Annotated in this window: 17 protein-coding genes and 1 tRNA gene; 4 read left to right on the top strand and 14 right to left on the bottom strand. The window is 65.1% G+C overall.

Features of this window, described 5'->3' with window-relative positions; all coding sequences use genetic code 11:
- Positions 1 to 19 precede the first annotated feature (19 nt).
- From ACODR8_RS16290 to ACODR8_RS16270, 5 genes are read right to left on the bottom strand one after another with little or no spacing between them, the layout of a single operon-like run.
- A complete protein-coding gene (locus ACODR8_RS16290) occupies positions 20 to 991 on the bottom strand; it encodes an AAA family ATPase (protein WP_489008237.1) in 972 nt (323 codons plus the stop codon).
- Positions 988 to 1,614, bottom strand: coding sequence for a dTMP kinase (gene tmk / locus ACODR8_RS16285; protein WP_489008260.1), 627 nt, complete (start codon positions 1,612 to 1,614; stop codon positions 988 to 990). The genes ACODR8_RS16290 and tmk overlap by 4 nt, the downstream gene beginning before the upstream one ends.
- A complete protein-coding gene (locus tag ACODR8_RS16280; RefSeq protein WP_489008236.1) occupies positions 1,611 to 2,774 on the bottom strand; it encodes a D-alanyl-D-alanine carboxypeptidase family protein in 1,164 nt (387 codons plus the stop codon). The genes tmk and ACODR8_RS16280 overlap by 4 nt, the downstream gene beginning before the upstream one ends.
- A gap of 45 nt (positions 2,775 to 2,819) precedes the next feature.
- Positions 2,820 to 3,797, bottom strand: a complete 978-nt coding sequence (locus tag ACODR8_RS16275; RefSeq protein ID WP_489008235.1) for a septal ring lytic transglycosylase RlpA family protein — start codon at positions 3,795 to 3,797, stop codon at positions 2,820 to 2,822.
- Positions 3,798 to 3,828: 31 nt separating this feature from the next.
- Complete coding sequence (locus ACODR8_RS16270; RefSeq protein WP_489008234.1) at positions 3,829 to 4,875, bottom strand: lytic murein transglycosylase; 1,047 nt, start codon at positions 4,873 to 4,875, stop codon at positions 3,829 to 3,831.
- A 135-nt stretch (positions 4,876 to 5,010) separates the two neighbouring features.
- On the opposite strand from ACODR8_RS16270, the gene ACODR8_RS16265 reads away from it, so the two are divergent.
- Together ACODR8_RS16265 and ACODR8_RS16260 are read left to right on the top strand one after the other, a co-directional pair.
- Positions 5,011 to 5,098 (top strand) — tRNA-Ser (locus ACODR8_RS16265).
- A gap of 34 nt (positions 5,099 to 5,132) precedes the next feature.
- Positions 5,133 to 5,708 (top strand): hypothetical protein, encoded by a 576-nt coding sequence (locus tag ACODR8_RS16260; RefSeq protein WP_489008233.1) that lies wholly within the window; start codon positions 5,133 to 5,135, stop codon positions 5,706 to 5,708.
- Positions 5,709 to 5,832: 124 nt separating this feature from the next.
- Here the strand turns inward: ACODR8_RS16260 and ACODR8_RS16255 are convergent, their stop codons facing one another.
- Both ACODR8_RS16255 and secA read right to left on the bottom strand, forming a co-directional pair.
- Positions 5,833 to 6,198, bottom strand: a complete 366-nt coding sequence (locus tag ACODR8_RS16255; protein WP_489008232.1) for a PilZ domain-containing protein — start codon at positions 6,196 to 6,198, stop codon at positions 5,833 to 5,835.
- A gap of 123 nt (positions 6,199 to 6,321) precedes the next feature.
- Positions 6,322 to 9,048 (bottom strand): preprotein translocase subunit SecA, encoded by a 2,727-nt coding sequence (gene secA, locus ACODR8_RS16250; protein ID WP_489008231.1) that lies wholly within the window; start codon positions 9,046 to 9,048, stop codon positions 6,322 to 6,324.
- A gap of 193 nt (positions 9,049 to 9,241) precedes the next feature.
- Here secA and argJ point away from each other — a divergent pair, with 193 nt between their 5' ends.
- Positions 9,242 to 10,468 carry a bifunctional glutamate N-acetyltransferase/amino-acid acetyltransferase ArgJ gene (argJ, locus tag ACODR8_RS16245; RefSeq protein WP_489008230.1) on the top strand — a complete coding sequence of 409 codons (1,227 nt, stop codon included), beginning with the start codon at positions 9,242 to 9,244 and terminating at the stop codon, positions 10,466 to 10,468.
- Positions 10,468 to 11,265 (top strand): inositol monophosphatase family protein, encoded by a 798-nt coding sequence (locus ACODR8_RS16240; protein ID WP_489008229.1) that lies wholly within the window; start codon positions 10,468 to 10,470, stop codon positions 11,263 to 11,265. The genes argJ and ACODR8_RS16240 overlap by 1 nt, the downstream gene beginning before the upstream one ends.
- Before the next feature lie 237 nt (positions 11,266 to 11,502).
- Here ACODR8_RS16240 and trxA read toward each other — a convergent pair whose 3' ends face one another.
- From trxA to ACODR8_RS16205, 7 genes are read right to left on the bottom strand one after another with little or no spacing between them, the layout of a single operon-like run.
- The gene (trxA, locus tag ACODR8_RS16235) at positions 11,503 to 11,823 is read right to left on the bottom strand and encodes a thioredoxin TrxA (RefSeq protein ID WP_294134703.1); all 321 of its coding nucleotides are present in this window, start codon (positions 11,821 to 11,823) and stop codon (positions 11,503 to 11,505) included.
- 30 nt (positions 11,824 to 11,853) lie between these two features.
- The gene (gene addA / locus ACODR8_RS16230) at positions 11,854 to 15,285 is read right to left on the bottom strand and encodes a double-strand break repair helicase AddA (RefSeq protein WP_489008228.1); all 3,432 of its coding nucleotides are present in this window, start codon (positions 15,283 to 15,285) and stop codon (positions 11,854 to 11,856) included.
- Complete coding sequence (gene addB / locus ACODR8_RS16225; RefSeq protein WP_489008227.1) at positions 15,266 to 18,235, bottom strand: double-strand break repair protein AddB; 2,970 nt, start codon at positions 18,233 to 18,235, stop codon at positions 15,266 to 15,268. The genes addA and addB overlap by 20 nt, the downstream gene beginning before the upstream one ends.
- Positions 18,228 to 18,938 carry a nucleotidyltransferase family protein gene (locus ACODR8_RS16220; RefSeq protein ID WP_489008226.1) on the bottom strand — a complete coding sequence of 237 codons (711 nt, stop codon included), beginning with the start codon at positions 18,936 to 18,938 and terminating at the stop codon, positions 18,228 to 18,230. Before ACODR8_RS16220 ends, addB begins: the two co-directional genes overlap by 8 nt.
- On the bottom strand, positions 18,935 to 19,921 hold the full coding sequence (locus tag ACODR8_RS16215; RefSeq protein ID WP_489008259.1) for an aminoglycoside phosphotransferase family protein: 987 nt from the start codon (positions 19,919 to 19,921) through the stop codon (positions 18,935 to 18,937). The genes ACODR8_RS16220 and ACODR8_RS16215 overlap by 4 nt, the downstream gene beginning before the upstream one ends.
- Complete coding sequence (gene tsaE, locus ACODR8_RS16210) at positions 19,918 to 20,376, bottom strand: tRNA (adenosine(37)-N6)-threonylcarbamoyltransferase complex ATPase subunit type 1 TsaE (RefSeq protein ID WP_489008225.1); 459 nt, start codon at positions 20,374 to 20,376, stop codon at positions 19,918 to 19,920. Before tsaE ends, ACODR8_RS16215 begins: the two co-directional genes overlap by 4 nt.
- Entirely contained in the window at positions 20,369 to 22,714 is a 2,346-nt protein-coding gene (locus ACODR8_RS16205) for a sensor histidine kinase (RefSeq protein WP_489008224.1), read from the bottom strand. The genes tsaE and ACODR8_RS16205 overlap by 8 nt, the downstream gene beginning before the upstream one ends.
- Positions 22,715 to 22,843: the final 129 nt, after the last annotated feature.

Genomic DNA, 22,843 nt, shown 5'->3' with positions numbered 1-22,843 from the left:
CCGGGCGGGAAGCCGCTTTTCAGGCCGATTGCGGTGCGAGCGCCGCGACATGGCCCGCCAGCTCAAACACCACCGCTGCCGGATCGAGCGACAGGATCACTGCCCCGCCCGCCAAGTGCCGCGCCTTTTCCCAATGGTCGAGCGCCACGCCGAGGGCGGACCCACTGCGATGGCGTGCGGCCTGCGCGATGAAGGCGGGCGCGCGTTCCAGAAACGCCTCGTATCGCGGCTTGGCCGATTTGATCGCCAGCGCCTTGGCCAGCGCCAGACGCTGGCGATTATCGCGGTCGCCATCCTGCGCAATCCGAGCCATAGCGCTTTCAATGTCCGCCAGATTGAGGCCAGCATAGCGCAACGCCTTGCCCGGCGACCCTTCCCCCGCGCGGATCAGTGCGTCGATCTCCGCCGGGGACAGCGTCTCATCCTTGCCCCGCAAGATCGCGCGCATCGCCCCTTCATTCAGCGGATCGAAGCGCAGCGTGCGGCAACGCGACCGGATCGTCGGCAGCAAGCGCCCCGGCGCATGGCTGACCAGCAGAAACAGCATGTCGGCGGGCGGCTCTTCCAGATTTTTGAGCAGCGCATTGGCCGCGCCCCGCTCCAGATCGTCCGCGCTGTCGATCACCACGATCCGCCGGGTCGAGAGCGACGGGGCCGACTGGAGCAACCGATGCAGCCCGCGCACCTGATCGACGCTGATGTTGCGCGCGGTGACGCCATCCTTTTCCAGCGGGAACAGTTCGGCATAATCAGGATGAGCGCTCGCCTCGATCAGGCGGCGGACAGGGTGGCTTTCCGGCACATCCAGCCCCTCCCCCTCCACCGGCGGCCCGGCGGAGTCAGCCAGCAAACGCAGCGCCAGCGCGCGCGCAAAACCGCCTTTGCCGATACCCTTGGGACCGCTCAAAATCCAGCCATGATGCATCCGCCCGCTGGCCGCCGCGTCGATCAGCGTCCGCGCCTGCGCGTCATGGCCCAGAAGTGACGTCATGGCAGCAGGTCCGTCAGCGCGTCGAGCAGGCGGGCCGTCACCGCGTCCGCCTCTCCCGACGCATCAATCGCGTAAAAACGAGCGGGTTCGTCTCTGGCAAAACGGACAAAAGCATCAGCGACAGCGCGATGAAAATTCTGGTCGCGTCCGCCGATCCGGTCGGACATGTCCCCGTCCCGCACGCGCGCCCGGGCTTCGGCCTCACCCTCCGGCAAGGTCAGGAACAGAGTCCTATCGGGCAAAAACCCGTCGCTGCCAATCCGGTGCAGCGTCACGATGTCCGCATCGGACAGCGCCCCCTGCCCCTGATAGGCCCGGCTCGAATCGAGAAACCTGTCGGACAGCACCCAAGCCCCGCGCGTCAGTGCGGGCCGAATCGTCTTTTCGACATGATCGGCGCGCGCCGCCGCGAACAGCAAAGCCTCGGCCCGCGGGCTCCATCGATCGGCGCCGCCCGTCAGCAACAGCGAACGGATCGCCTCCGCACCCTCGCTGCCGCCTGGTTCACGGGTCTCCAACACATCCAGCCCGCGCGCGCGCAGGGCCGCAGCAAGCGCTCGCAATTGGGTCGATTTGCCCGCGCCCTCCCCGCCTTCCAGCGTGATGAACCGCCCTTCGATCACCCGAACAGCGATTTCAGGCCATTCCACAACCGGCCGAACATGCCTGCTTCGGCGACATCTGCCCCTGCGACCAGCGGCATCACCTGCGGCGGCGTGTCAGGCGTGGACACGATCAGGTCGGCAATCTTCTGCCCCTTGGCGATCGGTGCCTTGATCGGGCCGGTATAGACGACCTTGACCGAGATATTGGTCGACGCGGTGCGCGGCAGGGTGACTGCCAGATTCTGCGGCGCGACCAGCGCGACGCTGGTTTCGCTGCCCAACTGCACGTCTGCGGTCTCGACCGTCGCGCCCTTCTTGAACAAGGGCTGCGCTTTCCACGCCTTGAAACCCCAGTCCATGAAGCGAACCGATTCCTGAATCCGTCCGTTAAAGCTGGTCAGCCCCGCCACCACCATCACCAGACGGCGGCCATCCTGTTCGGCCGATCCGGTAAAGCCGAACCCGGCTTCCTCTGTATGGCCGGTTTTAAGGCCATCGGCCCCGGCGATCTTGCCCAAAATCGGATTGCGATTGCCCTGCGCAATGTCTGCGCCGCCCATCGTCTTGCCCCAGGTGAAGGAGCGGGTGGCGTAGAAGCGCTTGTAGAGATCGGGCGTTTCCTCGATCGTTCCCTGCGCCAGCTTGGCCAGATCCTCGGCGGTCACATATGTCACGCCCTCGTCCGGCCAGCCGTTGCTGGTGCCGAAATGGCTGTTCTTGAGGCCCATGCGCTTCGCCTCCTCATTCATCAGCGCGACGAAGGCCTGTTCGGTCCCGGCAATCCCTTCGGCCAGCACGACGCAGGCATCATTGCCCGACAGAGTGACGATGCCGTGCAGTAGATTTTCGACCGACACCTGCTCGCCCGCCGACAGGAACATGGTCGATCCTGCGGCAGGACCATGCCATTGCTTCCAGGTTTCCGGGCGCACGGTGAACATCGTGTCGAGCTTCAACTCGCCCTTCTGGATCAGGCGGAAGGCGACATGCGCGGTCATCATCTTGGCCATCGACGCTGGCGGCATCTTCGTCTCGCCACCCTTGTCATACAGCACCGCGCCCGACGACAGGTCCTTCATATAGGCGATCGGCGCTTCGCTGGTGTAAGGCGGCGCGGCGGCGGTCAGCGGCTGGGTCAACAGCCCGGTGAAAAGGAGGACTGCAACGGACTTGTTCATGAGGCTGCCTTCAAATGGGATGGAATCGCTTAAGGGTCGCGATGTCTATCGCGCGTCATTAGCCATGATGCGGCCATTCTCAAAGCCCTTGGCTGCCGCCGCGCGCACACCCGCCTGCGCGGCGTCCTGCGTGGGGTAAGGACCAAAGCGCACCCGCCACAATCCGTCGCCCTCGACCGCCCTGGCACCGATGCGCTTCGCCAGCGTTTCGGCACGGGTGCGGGAGGAGAAGGCGGCGACCTGGACGATATAGGTGCGGGCGGAGGTTGGCGCTGCGACCGCGACCGGTGCTACCGGCGCAGGGGCCGAAGGTGCGCCTGCCTGTTCCACCACGAAACCATCCTGCCGTACTGGCTGGGGCGCGGACTCGCCTATGTCCCGCGTGCGCACCGGCTTGGGCGGTGCCTTGACGCTTGGCCGGGCTGCGACCTTGGTTTTCGCCGGAGCGGTCACAGATCGGGCGGGCAGCTTGGCCCGCAGCGCCGTCAGCAAGGCAGGCGGGGTTTCCAGTCGCTCGGCGACCTGGCCATGGCTGCGCAGCGTCGCGCGCTCCTGGTCTGGGGGGCTGACCCGCCGCACGCGCACCGCCGCCGCGCCGTCGCCGATCACGCCCAGTTGCTCGGCCGCGCCGCGCGACAGGTCTATGATCCGGTCATTGGCGAAAGGCCCACGATCATTGACCCGCACCAGGATCGTCCGGCCCGTGTCCAGCGCCGTCACCTCGACATAGCTTGGCAGCGGCAGCGTCTGGTGCGCGGCGGTAATGGCGCTAGGCACGAAAGCCTCACCATTGGCGGTCTTGTTGCCCTGCAACTCCTCACCATACCAGCCCGCATAGCCGACCGCGTCATAATTGGGCGCGTCTTCCGGCGTATAGGTGACCCGACCCACGCTATAGGGCGCGCCGATCGTCACCGGTTCATCGGCGACCATGCCGCCCTGCGCCAACGGACGCGGCGATGGCGCAGGCGTCGGCGGCACAGGCACCTGATCCCCGCCACCGCAAGATGCCAAAAGCAGCATCACTCCGGCTGCCAGCGGCAGCCTACCCCCTTCATTTGACCGCATCGGCCAGCAACCCCACAGACAAAGCATAGAAATTGGAACAATTATAATCCAGGATCGCCCGGTAATTGCCGGTCAGCAGATAGGCGGTCTTGCCCGGCCCGTCCGGTTCCAGCAGCGTGGCCATCACCGTATCGGCGGGCCAGATGCCGCTCGATGGAAACAGGCCCAGCTTGCGCCATTCGGCCATGGTCAGCCAGCGGCTATGCCGGTTGAACACGCGCGGGCAACGCGCCGGATTGGTCTTGGCCGCCACGCTGGCACGATCGAAACTGGACGGCACGGACACCGCTACGCCCCAGGGTTGGCCACGCCGCCATCCGGCCTGCACGAAATAATTGGCGATCGATGCCAACGCATCGGCCTCACTGGTCCAGATGTCTGCGCGCCCGTCGCCATCGCCATCCTTGGCCAGCCGCAGATAGACTGACGGGAGGAATTGCGGATAGCCCGTCGCCCCCGCCCAACTGCCGATCAGGCGGCTGCGCGGTACGCCATTGTCCAGCATCTTGAGCGTCGCCAGCAGTTCCGGTTCGAACAAAGCGCGCCGCCGCCCCTCATGCGCCAGTGTCGCCAGCGACCGGATCAGGTCGAAATCGCCAGTGTAGCTGCCATAATTGGTTTCATGGCCATAGATGGCGACCATGATCTCCTCCGGCACGCCCGTCTCCGCCTCGATCCGCGCCAGACGCGCGCGGTTGGCCTGATAGGCGATCCGGCCCCGGCTGATCCGCGCGGCGTCAACATGCTGGCGGCGATAGGGTTCGAAATTGGGGATCGGCGAATAGGCGCCGCCACCCGGCTGGGTCTGGTCCAGCGCTATGACGCGCGAATTGGGCGTCAGCGTCGGAAACACGCTGTCCAGCGTCGTGTCCCTGATCCCCATCGCCCGCGCCTTGGGCCGCAGGCTTTCCAGATAGGCGCGAAAATCCGTGCTATCCTGCGCCAACGCAGCGCCCGGCACGGCGGCACCAGCGGTTACGGCGGCCAGCCCCAGCAACAATGAAAATACTGACGAACGCAGAGAATCTCTCATCCCCCCGTTGTTGCACAGGCCGGACGACAGGTGAATCCCCTTAATGGCAACTATGGCCGGTTTAGACGACGAACCGAGGCACAGGCGATTTTTGCGCTTGGCAAGCCAGCACAGCGCGCTAGGAAGCGAGGCGACGGAAGGGTGGCAGAGTGGTCGATTGCAGCGGTCTTGAAAACCGCCGATGCGCAAGTATCCGTGGGTTCGAATCCCACCCCTTCCGCCATAATTGCTCTTAAGACGCTAAAATGGGATCTTATTTGAGCGACTATTACTCTTCCCCGCTAAATCCCCTACTTCGCGATCCTGGCGCTGGAACGGCCAGAAGTGCATATGAGGTTGAGCGCAATCCATGGGCTAGGCGGAGTGATATTGAGGCTGCCCTATTATTTCGCGGCACTATCGTTTCGGCATACGGGTATATTGAAGCAAGGCTTGGTGAATTAGCGATCCGCTGCTCCCGTATTCCTATCTACTCGGTTGTGCGCAGCAGCTTCCCCTATTCGATAGATCGACGGATCAGCTTTTTGAAAGCTGCATTCAACATAGGGGCGCTGGAACCTCACAGACGATTTGCGGAACTGTTTTTTGAACGGGTCGAGCGGACGAGTGAATTGCGCCATATCGTCGCACATGCGCGAATGCAGGTGTTGCCAGATTGGGGTGTAACGTTTCACGATATTCCGAAGGCGGACGCTGGAGCAGTGACGTTGCGATGCCAGCGAATGACGATGGCAGAGCTAGAGCGAAGCGCGTGGCAGGCCGCACGACTGAGCCGACTTTGTCAGCACTTGCTCGACCGACTCGACGCCTTGGAAATTCTGCCGCCAACATAGAAACCACACGATTCTGTTGAGGTGGATCGTCGCCCTCTTTGTTCTCGACCCCGTCCACGAATATTGGTCGGCCCTCTGGCTGCCGCGCATCGTAGATCATTCGACCCAAGCACCCGCGTCCTGATCACCCATAAACCCCCGCCGATAGCCGCCGCAGGCTGATTTCGCGCTGCCGGGGCGCTTCCACGGTGCGCACGGATGGCTCCGCGATGACCGCCAGCGGATCGACCTGGCGGCTCAGCAACAGGCCGCAACGCTCCACGCCGCGCCAGATCACTGTGCCGCATACTTCCAGATAGTCGGCGATCACGGTCACGCGCGCGCCGATGGGCGGCAGGTAGAAGCCGGTGACCAGAGCGCCATAGGCGGAGATATTCTGGATGGTGATGGGTTCGGTAACGCCATCCCATAAAAGCGTCGCGCGGGCGTTGGCCACGAAGCGGCTTTCGCGGCGACGCTCGACCTGGGGCCGATAATGGATGCTGTTCATCGCTGTCTCCCGGTTTCCCCCCAGGATCAGATGCAATTGTGTCGCAGCAACCTTGCAGAAGCGATAAGCGGGCTGGTTAACCGGGGGACAGGCAAGAAACGTCTCGCCCGCCCCGTCCGGCGATCAGGCCAGTGCGCCGTGGCAATGCTTGTATTTCTGTCCCGATCCGCAGGGGCAGAGCGCATTGCGGCTGATGTCGAGATTGGCGAACTCGCCAGCCGGCGCCGTCGGCGCACGCGGGATCGTCGTCGTGATCCCGCCAAATGTCCCGGCGTCGAAATCGGCACTGTTATCGTCCCCGGAGAAGGGATCGATATGGGTCGTGATGAAATCGGGCAGCACCGGCAGGTCGAATTCCGGCAGCGGTGCGTCCATGCGGAATTGCACCCGCGCGATCGATCCGGTCACATCCTCGCGGATATTTTCCAGCATCCGCTCGAACAGGGCGAAGGCTTCCTGCTTATATTCGTTGATCGGCGTCTTTTGCGCATAGGCGCGCAGATGCACGACCTGGCGCAGCGCATCGAGCGTCGAGAGATGCTCCTTCCAGTGATGGTCCAGGCTCTGGAGCAGGATCGACTTTTCGATCATGTGCCAGTCGGCCGCATCGACCTCCTTGACCTTCTCCTCGACCGCTGCATTGGCCAGCGCCGTCAGACGCTCCTCGATCATCTCAGGATCGACCGCATCTTCGGTCAGCCAGGCGTCGAAATCGGGTTCCAGCCCCAATATCTCCGACGTCCGCGCCTTGAGCTTGGCGATATCCCATTGTTCGGGATAGGTGCCGGGCGGGCAGGCGCTGCCGACAATGTCGTTCACTGTTTCATGGCGCATGTCGGTGACGACATCATCCACCGTGTCCGCATCCATGATGTCGGACCGCTGCTCGTAGATCACCTTGCGCTGGTCGTTCATCACGTCGTCATATTCGACGACCTGCTTGCGAATGTCGTAGTTGCGCGCCTCGACCTTCTTCTGCGCGGTCTCGATCGCCTTGCTCAGCCATTTGGACGGGGGCAGCGCCTCGCCATCTTCCAGGTTGGACCGGATCATCTTGGCGAACATCGTGTCCGGGCCAAAGATGCGCATCAGGTCATCGTCAAGGCTCAGGTAAAAGCGCGACAGACCCGGATCGCCCTGACGCCCAGAACGGCCGCGCAGCTGATTGTCGATACGGCGGCTTTCATGCCGCTCGGTCGCCAGCACGAACAGGCCGCCCGCCGCCAGCACTTCGGCCTTTTCGGCTGCGATTTCGGCCTTGATTGCCTCGATCGCCGCGTCACGCTCCGGCCCTTCGGGCATGTCGCGCAGCTCGTCCTCGACCCGCAATTCCAGATTGCCGCCCAGCTGAATGTCGGTGCCGCGCCCCGCCATGTTGGTGGCGATCGTCACCACGCCCTTGCGGCCCGCCTGCGCCACGATATGCGCCTCGCTCTCATGGAAGCGCGCGTTCAGCACCGCGTGCGGCACGCCTTCCTGATTGAGGAATTCGGACAGCATTTCGGACTTTTCGATCGACACCGTGCCGACGAGGACCGGCTGGCCCTTTTCAGCATGTTCCTTGATCGTGCGGGCAATGCCGCGGAACTTGTCCTCGATATTCTTGTAGAAACTGTCCTGCTCGTCGATCCGCTGCACCGGCTTGTTGGTGGGGATCGTGACGACGTTCATCTTGTAGATTTCGTAGAACTCGGTCGCTTCGGTCGAAGCGGTGCCGGTCATGCCCGAAATCTTGGGATACATACGAAAATAATTCTGGAAGGTGACCGAGGCGAGGGTCTGGTTCTCCGGCTCGATCTGGACACCTTCCTTGGCCTCCACCGCCTGATGCAGGCCGTCCGACCAGCGGCGTCCGTCCATCATGCGGCCTGTAAATTCGTCGATGATGACGACCTTGCCGTCCTTGACGATATAGTCGATGTCGCGGCGGAACATCACGACCGCGCGCAGCGCCTGGTTCACATGATGGACGACCTGCGTATTCTCGAAATCATAGAGATTGCTGCCCTGGAGCAGCCCCGCATCCTCCAGCAGTCGCTCGATCTTCTCGGTGCCATCCTCGGTCAGGGTGACGGAGCGCTGCTTCTCGTCCTTCTCATAGTCGGTCTCGACAATCTGCTTCACGATCGCATCGACCGACACATAGAGTTCGGACTTGTCGTCGGTCGGCCCGGAAATGATCAGCGGCGTGCGCGCCTCGTCGATCAGGATCGAGTCCACTTCATCGACGATGGCGTAATTGAACGGGCGCTGGACCATCGACGCGCGGTCATATTTCATATTGTCGCGCAGATAGTCGAAACCCAGCTCGTTATTGGTCGCATAGGTGATGTCGGCGGCATAGGCGGCGCGGCGCTGGTCCTCGCTGATGTTCGGCACGATGACGCCGGTGGTCAGGCCCAGGAAACGATAGACCTGCCCCATCCATTCGCAGTCGCGGCTGGCCAGATAGTCGTTCACGGTAACGACATGAACGCCCTTGCCCTCCAGCGCGTTGAGGTAAGTCGCCAGCGTCGCCACCAGCGTCTTGCCCTCACCCGTACGCATTTCGGCGATTTCGCCGCGATGCAGGACGATGCCGCCCACCATCTGCACGTCGAAATGCCGCATCCCCAGCACCCGCACAGCCGCTTCGCGCACCGTGGCAAAGGCTTCGGGCAGCAGGTCGTCCAGCGTCTCGCCAGCGGCCAGCCGTTCGCGGAACCGCACCGTCTGCGCCGTCAGATCCTCATCGCTCAACGCTTGGATCGCAGGCTCGAACGAGGCGATCTTGTCGACGATCTTGCCCAGCGACTTCACATAGCGTTCGTTGGACGATCCGAAGATGGACTTGGCGAGGGCGCCGAACATGCAATTTCCTGACACAATAGGGAAGCGCGCCCCGGACCAGGGACCACGCGCAGACATGCGCGGCGATTTAGGGAGCGCTCAGCCGATAGTCAATCAAATCGCCGATCGGCGCGTGCGACGCTGGCGAACAAATTTGACCGCGAATCCGCTCGCTCTGGTTTGACGACCGGCGCGATTGCGCTAAGCGACGGCCATGACTGATCGCTCCCCCCTCGCCCCCGCCGCCTTCCCGGTCCTGCCCTCGATTGCCGGCGTGACCCTCCGCCGCGCTCGCGCCGGATATAAGGCGTGGGAGCGGTGTGACCTTACCTATGTCGAACTCGATGTCGGCACAGCGGTCGCTGGCGTAACCACGCAGAGCAAATGCCCCTCTCCCGAAGTCGAATGGTGCCGGGACGCCATTCCGCTGGGGTCGGCGCGGGCGCTCGTGGTCAATGCGGGCAATGCCAACGCCTTTACCGGCCATCGTGGCCGCGCGGCGGTGGAGGCGATCGCGGCCAAGGTCGCCAATCACCTTTCCTGCCTGCCATCGGACATTTTCATCTCCTCGACCGGGGTGATCGGCGTGCCGCTGCCGATCGACAAGGCAGAGGCAGGGCTGGAAGCCGCCTTCGCCGCCGCTCCCTGTAGCTGGGAGGATGCCGCCAACAGCATCGGCACGACCGACACTTTCGCCAAGGGCGCGCATGTCTCCGCCATGATCGGGGAGACGCGGGTCGATCTGGTCGGCATCATCAAGGGATCGGGCATGATCGCGCCGGATATGGCGACGATGCTGGGCTATATCTTCACCGACGCCGCGATCGATCCTGCGCTGCTGCAATCCATGCTGTCGTCCGCCAACAAGCGGACTTTCTCCTGCATCACGGTCGACAGCGACACCTCCACCAGCGACACGGTGCTGGCTTTCGCGACCGGCAAGACGGGCAATGCGCCGCTGACCAGCATGGACGATGCAGGCGCGGACGCCTTTGCCGCCGCGCTGGCGGACCTGTGCCGTCAACTCGCCCATCTGGTGGTGCGCGATGGTGAAGGCGCGACCAAGTTCGTGGAGATCAGCGTCGAGGGCGCGACCAGCGATGAGAGCGCCCACCGCATCGCCCTGTCGATCGCCAATTCACCCCTGGTCAAGACCGCGATCGCTGGTGAGGACGCCAATTGGGGCCGCGTCGTGGCCGCTATCGGCAAGGCGGGCGAACCCGCCGATCGCGACCTGCTATCGATCCGCTTTGGCGCGACCCAGGTGGCGACCGGCGGGCTGGCGGTCGAAGGCTATGACGAAGCCCCCGTCGCCGGGCATCTGAAGGGGCAGGACATCGTCATCGGCGTCGATCTGGGACTGGGCGAAGGCCGCGCGACGGTGTGGACCTGCGACCTGACCCATGGCTATATCTCGATCAACGCGGATTATCGCAGCTGATGCTGGACCTGCACGCCCCGGTCGTCGCGCTGATGCGGGAAGTCGCCCGCGACATCGTGATGCCCCGTTACCAGAATTTGGCCAGCAGCGAAATCAGTGCCAAGGCGGATGCCGACGATCTGGTCACTATCGCCGACAAGGAAAGCGAAATCAGGCTGGCCGAAGGTCTCGCTGCCATCCTGCCCGAAGCCGGTATCATTGGCGAGGAAGCCTGCGCCGCCGATCCGTCGATACTGGATCGCGCTGGCGACGGTCTCAACTGGATCATCGACCCGATCGACGGCACTGGTAATTTCGCTGCTGGCAAACCGCCCTTCGGCATCATGATCGCACTGGCCGACGCCGGGACGACGCTCGCGGGCTGGATCCTCGATCCTATCAGCGGACGGCTCTGTCACGCCATGCTGGGCGGTGGCAGTCATATCGATGACGAGCGGGCGCAGGCGCGCGAAAGTGGCGGTGATCTGCCAATCGCGGCGCTGGCGGTCTATTTCATGAGCGCAGAAGAACGCGCCGACATCGCCCGCCGGTCGCGGGACAAGTTCGCGCTGGTCGATATTCCCCGCTGCGCCGCCGAACAATATCCCCGGCTGGTGCTGGGCCAGAATGACGTGTCGGTATTCGCGCGCACCCTGCCCTGGGATCATGCGGCAGGCACGTTATTCCTGAACGAGGCAGGGGGCTGCTGCCAGCGGCTCGACGGCACGCCCTATGTCGTGGGCGACACGCGCCGCGGCCTGCTCGGCGCATCCTCGCCGCGCCTGTGGGACAGGGCGGCGGAGATATTGTTCCGCTGATGATCCGGGCCTCGCCTCTACAACGAAGCCCGGAACGATCAGATTAAGGTTTGATGACTTCAGGCTGCATAACTTCCGTTCGTGCTGAGTAGAGCCTGAGCCTGCCAAAGGCTCGTATCGAAGCATCATGCACTGCGCTTGATCCTTCGATACGCCATTTGACCTACGGTCGTCTGCGACTCCGACTTCGCTCAATGGCTACTCAGGACGAACGGATTAGGGAAAAGTCATCAGACTCTAGAGAACGCTCTCGATCCAGCTCTTGAGCGCGCTCTTGGGTGCAGCGCCGACCTTGGTGGCCGCTGGTTCGCCATTTTTGAACAGGATCATCGTCGGAATGCCACGCACGCCATATTGACCGGGCGCGTCGGGGTTTTCGTCGATATTGACCTTGGCGATCGTGATCTTTTCACCCAGTTCGTCGGAGATTTCCTCCAGCGCCGGGCCGATCATCTTGCACGGGCCGCACCATTCGGCCCAGAAATCGACAAGCACGGGCTTGTCGGAATCGATCACGTCAGCCTTGAAGCTGCTGTCGGTAACTGCCTTGGTGGCCATGACATTAATCTCCTTATCTTGAGGCGCTATCTAGGGTGTCGTCGCATGGCGCTCAACGGGTGAGAGCAGCAAATTCTCCTGCGCGGGCGCAAAGCCCGGCTTGTGCGCCGCCAGCAGCGCGGGCGGCAGGATGATGAGGCGCGGCGCGCTGGTATAGAGCAGCCCTGCCTCGATCGTCCGGTCGGGGAAGATCACCGCTAGCGCGGCGGCATAGGCGGCCATCTGCCGGACGTGCGCGGTCGGCACATCGTCCACGCCCAGCGGCGCGACGCGGCCAGTCTTGAAATCGACCAGCTGGATGCGGTCCGGCCCGACGCACAGCCGGTCGACCGTACCAGCGATCACCGCTTCGCCGACGACCGCCGCAATCGGCGCTTCGGCCAGCGCATCGGGGCTGAACAGATCAGCGAAATCCGGTGCTTCGATCACACGGAGCGCCTGCGCAATCACATCCTGCCGGACGGCGGCATCATCCGCGCCCTGCTGCACCAGCCAGCGATCCGCAGCGTCGCGGCGGCGCTCAGGCTCGACGCCGGGCAGCCGCTCGAACAAGGCGTGGAGCCACCGCCCCCGCTCCGCCGCTGCGCGCATCGCCGGGGTCGGCGGCGGATAAGGCACGTCATCCTCGACCGGCGCGGAAGGGGCCAGCGGCCGCGGCGGGCGCGCCTCGACCGGGGCGGGCTGGCGCAGCCAGTCGGGCATGTCCGCCGCCGTGCGTTCCTCTGCCGTCTCCGGCTCCGCCTTCCTGGACGGCAAATCCTCGGTCCCGCGCCAGCGCCGCGTCGCGCCCCAGAGCGGATCAGCCTCCCACTCGGCACCCAGCGACACCATCGCCCCCTCGACCGCCGCGAACCAGCTTTCGGGCTTCACCTCGCCCTTCGCCCGTGGCCCCAGCGATCCGGCGACGATCAATTTCTCCTCCGCGCGAGTGAGGGCGACATAGAGCAGCCGCCAATGCTCCTCCCGCTCGACCGCAGCGGCCTGTTCCGCGACATCGCCAATCGGTCCCTGCCGCTCCGGCTTGCGCGGGGGCAGGATCGGCAGGCCGTTCCACAGCAGCGAATCCGCGCGATTGCCCGCATCGGGATCAAGGCAGGCGTCGGCCAATATGACGATCGGCGCCTGCAAGCCCTTGGCCCCATGCACCGTCAGCAGGCGCAGCATGTCGCCCTGCGCCGCCGCATCACGCACTATGTCGACTTCGCCCCGATCGAACCAGTCGATGAAGCGCTGGAGCGAGGGATGGTCGTCACTCTCGAACGCCAGCGCGGCGTTCAGCAGTTCCTCGATCGGATCGACCGCTTCCGCCCCCAATCGCTCGATCAGGCGGCGGCGACCATCCATCGGCCCGGACAGGATCGCCTCCAGATAGCGGTAAGGCGTGGTGAAATCCGCCACCGCCAGCAGATCGCGCAGGGGCCGCAGCGTCGCATCGTCCAGCGTCTGGTTGAGGTGCCGCCACAGCCCGGTCTTGCGCCCGATCAGCCGGCGCATCAGCTCGTCCTGGGTCCAGCCGATCAGCGGCGACACCAGCAGCGACGCCATGTTCAACTCGTCGTCGGGTTGCACCGCAAAGCGCAGCGCCGCCAGCAGATCGCGCACCGCCAGCGGCGCATTCAGCCGCAACCGATCGATCCCCGCGACCGCCACCTTTTCCTCATACAGCCGCGCCACGATCAGCCGCGCCAGTTCGCTGCGCCGTCGGACCAGGATCATGATGTCCCCCGCCCGCACCGGCCGCCCCCGGCTTTCCAGCATCACGCCATCGTCGATCCACTGTTTGATCTGCTGCGCGATCTTCTGCGCCAGCACCCGCTCCTGATCGGCCGCCCAATCTTCCTCGCCCTCGGCATCCTCGGACAGATTGGCCACCACCGGCTTCCACAACATCACCTCGCCCGGATGCCGGTTGGCGCTGATATGATGGACGTCGCCTGCCTCCAGCCCCAGCCGCTCGGCGCGCAGGGTGGAAATGGTGCGATCCACCACGTCCAGCACCGCTGGGGTGGACCGAAAACTGCGGTCGAGTGACAGGTCATGGAAATCATGCCCGCTATTGTCCGCGTCCCGCTGGAACAAGATTTGCGCGGCGGCGAAATTGGCCGGGCTGGTCCCCTGAAAACCAAAGATCGCCTGCTTGAAATCGCCCACGGTGAAGATGGTCCGCACCTTGTCGCCCGGCTGCCACTCGCTTGCGAAAAACTCTTCCGCCAGCGTCCGCACGATCCGCCATTGCGCCGCGTTGGTATCCTGCGCCTCATCGACCAATATATGGTCGATCCGCTGGTCCAGCTTGTAACGGATCCACTCGGCAATCCCGTCCTGCTCCAGCAACGCGGCGGCGCGGGCGATCAGATCGTCGAAATCCACCGCCCCCGCCAGCCGCTTGGCCTGCGCATAGGCCCGGGCATAAGCCCGCCCGGCATGGAGCGCCTGCCCGAGCAGCGCGGCATAATCGGCGCGCAGCTTCATCGCGATGAGTTCGCCGCAACGGTCATACAGCCGCGTCGCCATCTCCGCATAGCCGTCTACCGGCGGCACCCACCCCTTTGTCAGCATGATGTCGCCATCCGCCTTGGCCCAGGCGCGATGCAAGTCGGTCAGGGTGGCAGCGCGTCCGGCCGGATCGAGCGCGCGCCATGCGGCTATCCGGTCGCAGCGCTCCAGCCCACGACCCTTGCCCCACTGCACATTGGCCTGCACGATCTGCTCCAGCGTCCGCATGTCGAAGCTGGCATCGTCGCATTGATCCGCCAGCCATTGATCGATGTCGCCATCCGGCAATCCCAGTTCCGCCATGATCCAAGGCGTAATCGCATCCGGCAGTGCGTCGAGCGCCTCGACCCTGGCGGCGCAGCGCAGAAGATAGCTCTCCGCCCCGCCCTCTCCCAGCCGCAGGCTGATCGCCTGCAACGCCGCGAACAGGGCTTCGTCGCCTGTCTCATGCGCCCGCACGACCATGTCGGCCAGCGTCTGCCGGGCCAGGTTGGTCTGCTCCCGCTGGTCGAGCGGGCTGAAACCGGGCGTCAGGTCCGCCTCCAGCGGGAAGGCGGTCAGCAATTGCTGGCAAAAGCCGTGGATCGTCTGGATACGCAGCCCGCCGCCGGTCGATTCCAGCACTTCGGCGAACAGCCGCCGGGCAAAGTCGCGCGCGTCAGGCCCGGACTCCTCGCCCAACGCCTCTAGATCGCCAAAAAGCCCCTTGTCATCCATCTGCACCCAGGCGGCGAGCCGGTCATGGATGCGATCGGCCATTTCCGCAGCGCCCGCCTTGGTAAAGGTCAGGCACAAGATATTTTCCGGCCGCACCCCTTGCAGCAGCAGGCGAAACACGCGCGCGGTCAGCACATGGGTCTTGCCCGTCCCCGCCGATGCCGACAGCCAGACATGGGCGTCGGGCGCAGCGGCGCGGGCCTGATTGCCCAGCAAGGGTTCCAGCCCCTTAGCCATCGTCGCGGCCATACCATTCCTCCAGCCGCATCAGCTGGTCATAATCGCCATAATTGGCGACTTCGGGGTTGATCTCCGCACGGAAAGGCGTGGTGCCGAGCAGGAAGGCCTGCGCCAGCTCCTCGAACTGCGCATAGACGTCCATCGTGAAGTCTGCCGTGACGATCTTGTCGCGCTTGCCCAGCGGATCGACCGGGCTTTCGCGATAGCCAAACTGGTCACCCTTCTTGGCCAGCGACCAATATTCAAAGCCGCCAGCGACCTTCTGGCCATCGATGCCCTCAAACCCGCCATGCTCGGCAATCACGCCCAACAGGCCCAGTTGCAGCGCGAAGCCCGCCTTCACCTGCCGCGCACTGGGGGGCTTGCCCGTCTTATAATCGATGATGCCCAGCGTGCCATCGGACAGCCGGTCGATCCGGTCGGCCTTCCCCATCAGCGTGACGTCGGCAATGTCGGCCCGCCCTTCCTTCTCGACCGCAAGGATGGCGCGCCCTTCCGCCTTGTCCCGCACGACCTCCGCCGCGATCCAGCGGATTGCCTCGATCAGGCGCGGTTGCCATAGCGCGCGCAGCAGTGGATGGACTTCGGGCCGGTCGAACATGGCGCGGGCGCGCGCTTCCAGATCGGCGGGGTCCAACGTTCCCGCCTCCGCCCAATGCTGGAGGATGTCATGCACCGCCGTCCCGCGCCAGGCTGGCCCGGCATCCGCATCGACCGGATCGAGCCGCGCCAGCCGCAGCACGCGCCGGGCATAGAATGCGTAAGGGTCAGCCTTCAACCGGTCGACATCGGTGACGGGAATGACGGTCGGGCGGGCTGAAACCGGTGGCGCAGGCGCGGGACGGCCAACGGGATTATGCGTTGCAGGCGTGTCCAGCCCCCGCGCCAATGCCGCATAGCGATCCGCCACCTTCCATTGCGGCCCGGCCATGGCCTTCAATCGCAACCACAGCCGCGACGCCACCGCCGGGCCACCGCTCCCCCGCCGCGCACGGGTGATCAGCACATGCGGCGCGCCCAGCGCACTGGCGAAATCATGCGCGGCCAGGCCAATGCGCGTCTCCACCCCCGGCAAGCCCAGTTCGCGCCGGATGCGCGGTGCCAGCCACGGATCGGGAGCGGGCAGGCCTGGCCAGGTGCCTTCGTTGAGACCACCCAATATCATCAGGTCCGCCTGCACCAGCCGCGCCTCGATCAGGCCCAATATCGCGATGCGGGGATGCCCTCCCTGCGGCGGACGCACCGACACCCCGCCCAGCATATGGTCGAGCAGCACCGGCAGCGCGCGAACATCCGCCTGACGCGGCCCTTCGTCGGCGGCGGCCTCCATTTCGGCGAACAGATCGGCGGCGGCATGGCCCTGATGCCCGGCCCAGACTGCATCTCCCGTCAGCACACCCGCCTGCTCGCGGATCGCAGCCAGTTGCCCGGCCAGATCGGTCGCAACGCCAAAGGCCCTTTCCAGCGGCTCCAGCAACGCGCGCGCGGCGGGCCACCATTCGCGCACCTGATCACGCAGGACACGCTGCCGGTCATCCTCCCGCGCAACCATCAGCATATCGATGCCCACCAGCCCCGCCTGCGGCCTTGGTCCCCGCAACAACAGGTCGAGCGCCCGCACCCCGTCCAGCCAAGCCAGTCGCCCCTCGCCCCGCATGACCAGCGGATGCTTGAGCAATGTCAGCAGCGGCACCGGCGCGAACCGCTCCGCCACCGCCTGCGCCATGGCGATCAGCAATGTGCCGGGCGGCAGGCGTGACAGCGGCAGGCCCGCCGAATCGTCCGCCTCAATGCCCCATCGCTTCAGATGCGCGGACACCCGCGTCGCCAGTTGGCGGTCGGGCGTGACCAGCGCAGCAGTGCGCTTCTCCGTCTCCAGCGCCTCACGCAGCGCGATGGCGATGGCCTGCGCCTCCTCGCCCGGCGTCGCGACTTCCAGCGCCGCAACCCCCGCCAGCGACCGATCCGCCGTCTTGAGGTCGCGCCACCGGCTGGTGAGTTTCGGCGGCAGCATCGCGTTGGAGATATTGCGCCCGCGCACCGCCCGCGCATCATGTTCGCTGCCCCAGCGCCATTGCGCCACGTCGTCGCGGGTCGCGCTCATGACGTGGAGCAGGCGTTTTAGCGCATATTGCGGGTGGCTCTCATGCCCGGCAGGGGCATGGCCGGTGACCGGATCGGGATCGAACGGACCGATCGCCTCCCACGCCGCGTCGTCCATATGCTGGTCAAGCCCGGCGAACACGACCATGCCACCTTGCATCTCGCCAATCCGCCGCAGCAGCCCGGCAACCGCAGGGGCAGTCGTGGAAATGCCGGCCGCCACGACAAAACCCGTCGGCGGATGGTCTCGCCAGCGCGCCGCCAGCCGGTCGAACAGCCGGTTGCGCCGCTCGGTCAGGTCCATGCAGCCCAGCCGCGCCAGCTCGTCCGGCCAGCGGGCAATGACGATCTCGAACAGATGCAGCGACGTCTGCCAGTGCCGCGACAATTCGTCGGACAGGGTAAGCTCGCGCAAGGCCGTCACCGGCACCCGCTCCACCTGCATCTGGTCCAGCACCGCGCCCAGCGCCTGCCCCAGTTGCAGCGCCTGGCCCGCGTCAATGTCGCCCTTCACTTGCTGTACCATCCGCGCCAGGATCATCTGGCGGCGCATTGGCGCAATCGCGGGCGGCAGTGCCTCCCCTTCCCCCAGCGGATCGAGCGCGCTGCCGACCTGCTCGCCAATGTCCGGGTCGCCGATCGCCACCAGCCGCGGCAGCAACAGCCCGCCACCCGACGCCCGCACGAAGGCATCGCTAACCGCCCGCACCGCGCGGTTGCTGGGCAACAGGATCATGCCCTGCGCCAGCGCCATCGGATCGCCGCCATGGCGCGCCAGCAGGCCAGCGACCAGCGCATCGGAAAAGGCGCGATGCGCCGGAATGGAAAATAGCGCGGGGCGCCCGCGATCACCCATGGGTGATCATGGATTCCACGACGGGGATGGCCTTGGGCGTGCCGACATCGAACCACAGCCCCTGATGCGAGACGCCATAAAGCCGCCCCGCCTCGATCGCCCGGTTCCAGAAAATATTGGTCGAAAACATGTCAGCGGGGGGATCGCGCAACAGAGAGGGCGACAATATCTGCACCCCCGTAAAGACGAACGGCGCGACATGGGCAGTCTTTCGCCGGGTCAGGCGGCCCCCGGCATCCATATGAAAATCGCCCGGCCCTGAATGGCAATGGGCGCGCGCCAGCGGGACGAGCAGCAGCAGCGCATCCATCCTGTCCGGGTTCCAGATGCGCTGCATCATATCCAAAGTCTCCTGCGGACCGTCGATCCACAGATTGTCGCTATTGGCGCAGAAAAACGGCTTGTCGCCCAGCAGCGGCGCGGCATGCATCAGGCCACCACCGGTCTCCAGCAATTTGGCGCGCTCGTCGGATATGACGAATTCCATGCCGCCCTTGCGCGTGCGCAGATGCGCCTCGACCGTGTCGGCGAGATAATGGACATTGACCACCACCTTGCGGATGCCGCCCGCTTCCAGCCGGTCGAGCGCATGGTCCATCAGCGGTTTACCCGCCACCTTGACCAGCGGCTTGGGCCGGGTAGCAGTGAGCGGACGCATCCGCTTGCCAAGGCCCGCCGCCATCAGCATCGCCGTGTCGATCATGCGGGCGCAAACTCCGCCAGCGCATCATGGCGCTGATCAGCCGGTATGTTGGCAGCGAACCACTGCGCCACCGGGGCCAGCGCGGGGTGGGCCAGGTCGCGCTCCAGCAATCCCCACATGCGCGGCAGGAAGCTCAAATAACGCGGCTTGCCGTCGCGCTGCCACAGGCGGGTGAAGATGCCGATGATCTTGGCGTTCCGCTGCGCCCCCAGCACCGCATAGGCGGCGTCGAAATCATCGGGTGGCGCAGCAATTGCCTTGTAACGCGCCAGCATCGCCGCCTCGACCTGCGGCGGCACGTCGCGCCGCGCATCCTGCAACAGCGACACCAGATCATAGGCCGGATGCCCGGCCAGTGCGTCCTGAAAATCGAGCAGGCCAAGGCCATGCGACGTCGCCCGGTCGATCAGCATGATATTTTCCGCATGATAATCACGCAACACGGTGACGGTCGGGCTGGCCGACTGTTCAACGATCGGCAGCACCGCGTCCCACGCAGCGGTATAGGCATCGCTATCAACCGTCAGTCCGATCGCTGGGCAATACCATTCCGTTAGCAATCCGACCTCGCGCTGATAGACCGCCCGCTCATAAGGCGGCACCGGCGCGGCGGGCAGGCGGTGGAGGTCGGCCAGCAGATCAATCGCGCGGCCATAGACCGCCAGCTCCGCATCCGGCTGATCGTCCACATGCTCCTTGACCCGCAGGTCCCCGAAATCCTCGATCAGCACCAGCCCCTGTTCCAGGTCGCGTGCCAATATCCGTGGCGCGGCAAAGCCATCTTCCAGCAAATGTTCGGCGATCGTGATGAACGGGCGCGGGTCTTCATGCGGTGGCGGTGCGTCCATCAGCACCGCGCGGCGCCCGCCGTCGATGACGCGGAAATAGCGGCGGAACGAAGCGTCCCCGGCCAGTGGCACGATGGCGGCATCACCCCATCCGGCTTGGCCAAGGAAAGCGGGCGCGGCGGCGGGGGGGATCATATCTGTGACCATCGGTCCGTCCAAGCGTCGGGCACGTCCGCTGTCAAGCGCCGAGCGCCATCCGCCTCGATCGTGATGGTCAAACGCAGTGCATGGGACCATAGTCGCGCGCCGAGCCGGTCGGGCCATTCGATGATGAGAAGGCTGTCCATCAGATAGTCGCCCAGCGCCAGTTCCTCCGTATCCTCCGGTGTGTCGAGCCGATAGAGATCGACATGCGCGACCGACAGCCGCACTTCAGGTACGTCATAAGGCTGGACGATGGCAAAGCTCGGACTGGGCGCTTCGCCCGCCAGCCCCAATGCCTCCAATATGCCGCGCGCCAATGTCGTCTTGCCCGCGCCAAGCCCGCCTTCCAGCGCGATGACATCGCCGATTCGCACATGGATGGCGATGCGATGGCCCAAATCGAGCATCGCGGCTTCATCCGCCAGATACACCACCGCCTCAGCCACGCGGCAGCTCGATCACCACCATCGTCCCCTGCCCGGCCTGCGATACCAACTCCAGCGTCCCGCCATGCGCCTGCGCCAGTTGGCGGGCCAGCGGCAGGCCGATCCCGGCCTTGCCCCCGGTGCGCGCCTGTCCGGCGCGGGCGGCTGGATCGAACAACAGTTTCTGCTGCGCGACGGAAATGCCCGGCCCATTGTCGGAAATGACGATCCGCGCACGATCCGCCCCGCCATCGCCATGCAGCAACACGCGCGCGCTCTTGCCGCAATAACGCACGGCGTTTTCGAGGAGATGGTCGATCGCTTGCCCGATCCGGCGGGCGTCCCCCTGCACCTGACCAAGGCTGGCCTCTATCGTCACCGCCAGATCAATCCCCTTCGCCTTCGCGTCGGTTCGGACGCGATCGGCGCTCGCGCGGGCGACTGCCGCCAAATCGACTGGCGCGCGGTCGATCGGCAATGTCCCGGCCTCGCCCTGCGTCAGGTCCAGCACATTGTCGATCAGCATCGACAGCCGCCCCGTGCTTTGCAGGATTCCGTCGACATAGTCCTTGGCCGATGCGCTGAGTTCCCCGGCATAGCCCGCGCTCATCATCTCGGCGAACCCGGCGATCGTCGTCAGCGGCGTGCGCAATTCATAGCTCATATTGGTGACGAAGGCGGTCTTGACCTCATCGGCCTGCTCCAGCGCCACGTTGCGGTCGCGCAGCACCTGTTCGACACGGCGACTGTCAGTCACGTCGAGCATGGTGAAAAGCGCGTTGCCATCGGGCAGCGGGATGGCGGCAAATTCAAAAATGCGTCCGTCGGCAAAACCGACATGGCCAATCCGCTGCTTGCGCTCGACCGTCGCGGCGCGGACCAGTTCGCGCACCAGATTGGACTGTTGCGGCTTGGCCAGGCGTTCCTGCACCGCGCGCATCAGATCATCGATACGCGGATGGGTAGCCAGCATGTCCTCGTCCGCGCCCCAGACGGTGCGGAAACGGCTGTTCCACATTTGGAGGCGGCCATCGGACGAAAAAACGCCGATCGATTCGAACAGATTGTCGAACGTCGCCGTCCGCACCCGCAGCAGCGTGTCGCGTGCGCTCGACAGCTGCACCTGCTCGGTGCGATCCTCGAAGATCAGCAGCAGGCCGCCGTCGGGCAGCGGCTGGGCATAGACGCGCAAATGGGTGCCGTCCTGCAACAGCCAGTTTTCCTCGACCGGATCGGGCGACAGGAACCAGTCGCGCCGTTCCCCGCGCCAGGCGGGAAAGTCGCGATGTTCGGGCAGGCGGCGGGCATCGCGCATCTGGTCCAGCACCCGCTCGAACAGGGGCGCGTCAGCCAATTGCTCCTGATGCAGGCCGAACAGGCTGATGAAGGGCTGGTTCCAGAAACGTAGCGCCCGGTCAGGACCAAAGCGCGCGACGCCAGCGGACAAGCGATCCAGCAAATCGCGCTGCGCCGCCTCCAGACGGCGGTGCTCGACCCGCGCCTGTTCCAGCTCATGTTGATCGACCGCATAGCCAGCCACTCCGGCCTCGCCCAGCGGCACATCGACCACGCGCATGGTGCGCCGTTCGCCGTCGATGGTAGCCGGGACCATGCGCTCGACCGGCTCGCCCCGCGCCAGCGCATCGGCAGCGGCGGCTTGCGGAGTCAATCCGCTCACCGCCTCGACCAGTTCCACGCCGCTGCCAATCACTTCGCGCGCATCGGCGCCGTCCACCGCGCGAACATAGGCGCTGTTGACGAGGCTGAGGCGCAGGTCGGGGGTGCGGTGCCACATCGGGAAGGGCGCGGCTTCGACCAGACCCGCCAAAGCCTCCAGCGCATCGCGCAACTGATCGACTTGGCCTTTGAGCGCCTGAATTTCAGACTGGCTGTCAGTCGCGTCGAAAATCCACAGCACGACACCGCCGTTGGACGCCAGAGCGGGCGCGGCAGGTGCGCCGCGCACGAGCAACAGCCGCGACGAGCCAACGCCCCGCACGGGCAAGGCAAAGCTCTTGCCCGCCTTTTGCGCCGACGCGATCTCGCGCGCCAGCGCTGCGGCATCGTCGGGTTCCAGCCCACCGTCCGTAGCGGTCAGTTCAGAAGCAAAGGTCGGCACGCGGGGCTTGCCCAGCCATTTGGCGAGGCGATCGGCCGCCTCCAGCCTGCCGTCGGGGTGAATGACCACCGGCGCGGCAGGCGCGGAAGCCAGCAGCATGGCGAGCCGATCAAGCTTGCCCTGTGCCTGCATCCCCTCGCGCCGCATCCGCTGGCCGGTGGCGAGCGCCCACACGGCGCCCCCCAGCCACAGGGCCAGCACGATACCCAATATGATGGCGGCCATGGGGGTCAGCGTCATTGCGCCCTCTGCTCCCATTTCGGCCGAACCTGCCCGTCGCTATCCATAATCGCACCGGGACTAACGCAAGTCGGGCGCAGCGGGAAGAAGGCGATGCAAAGAATTGCCCCTACTAACGAAGGGCAATGA

Source organism: Sphingobium sp. FG58 (assembly GCF_057809055.1).
The sequence above is the reverse complement of the archived record's forward strand: the minus strand, read 5'-3'. Positions and strand labels throughout refer to the sequence as shown.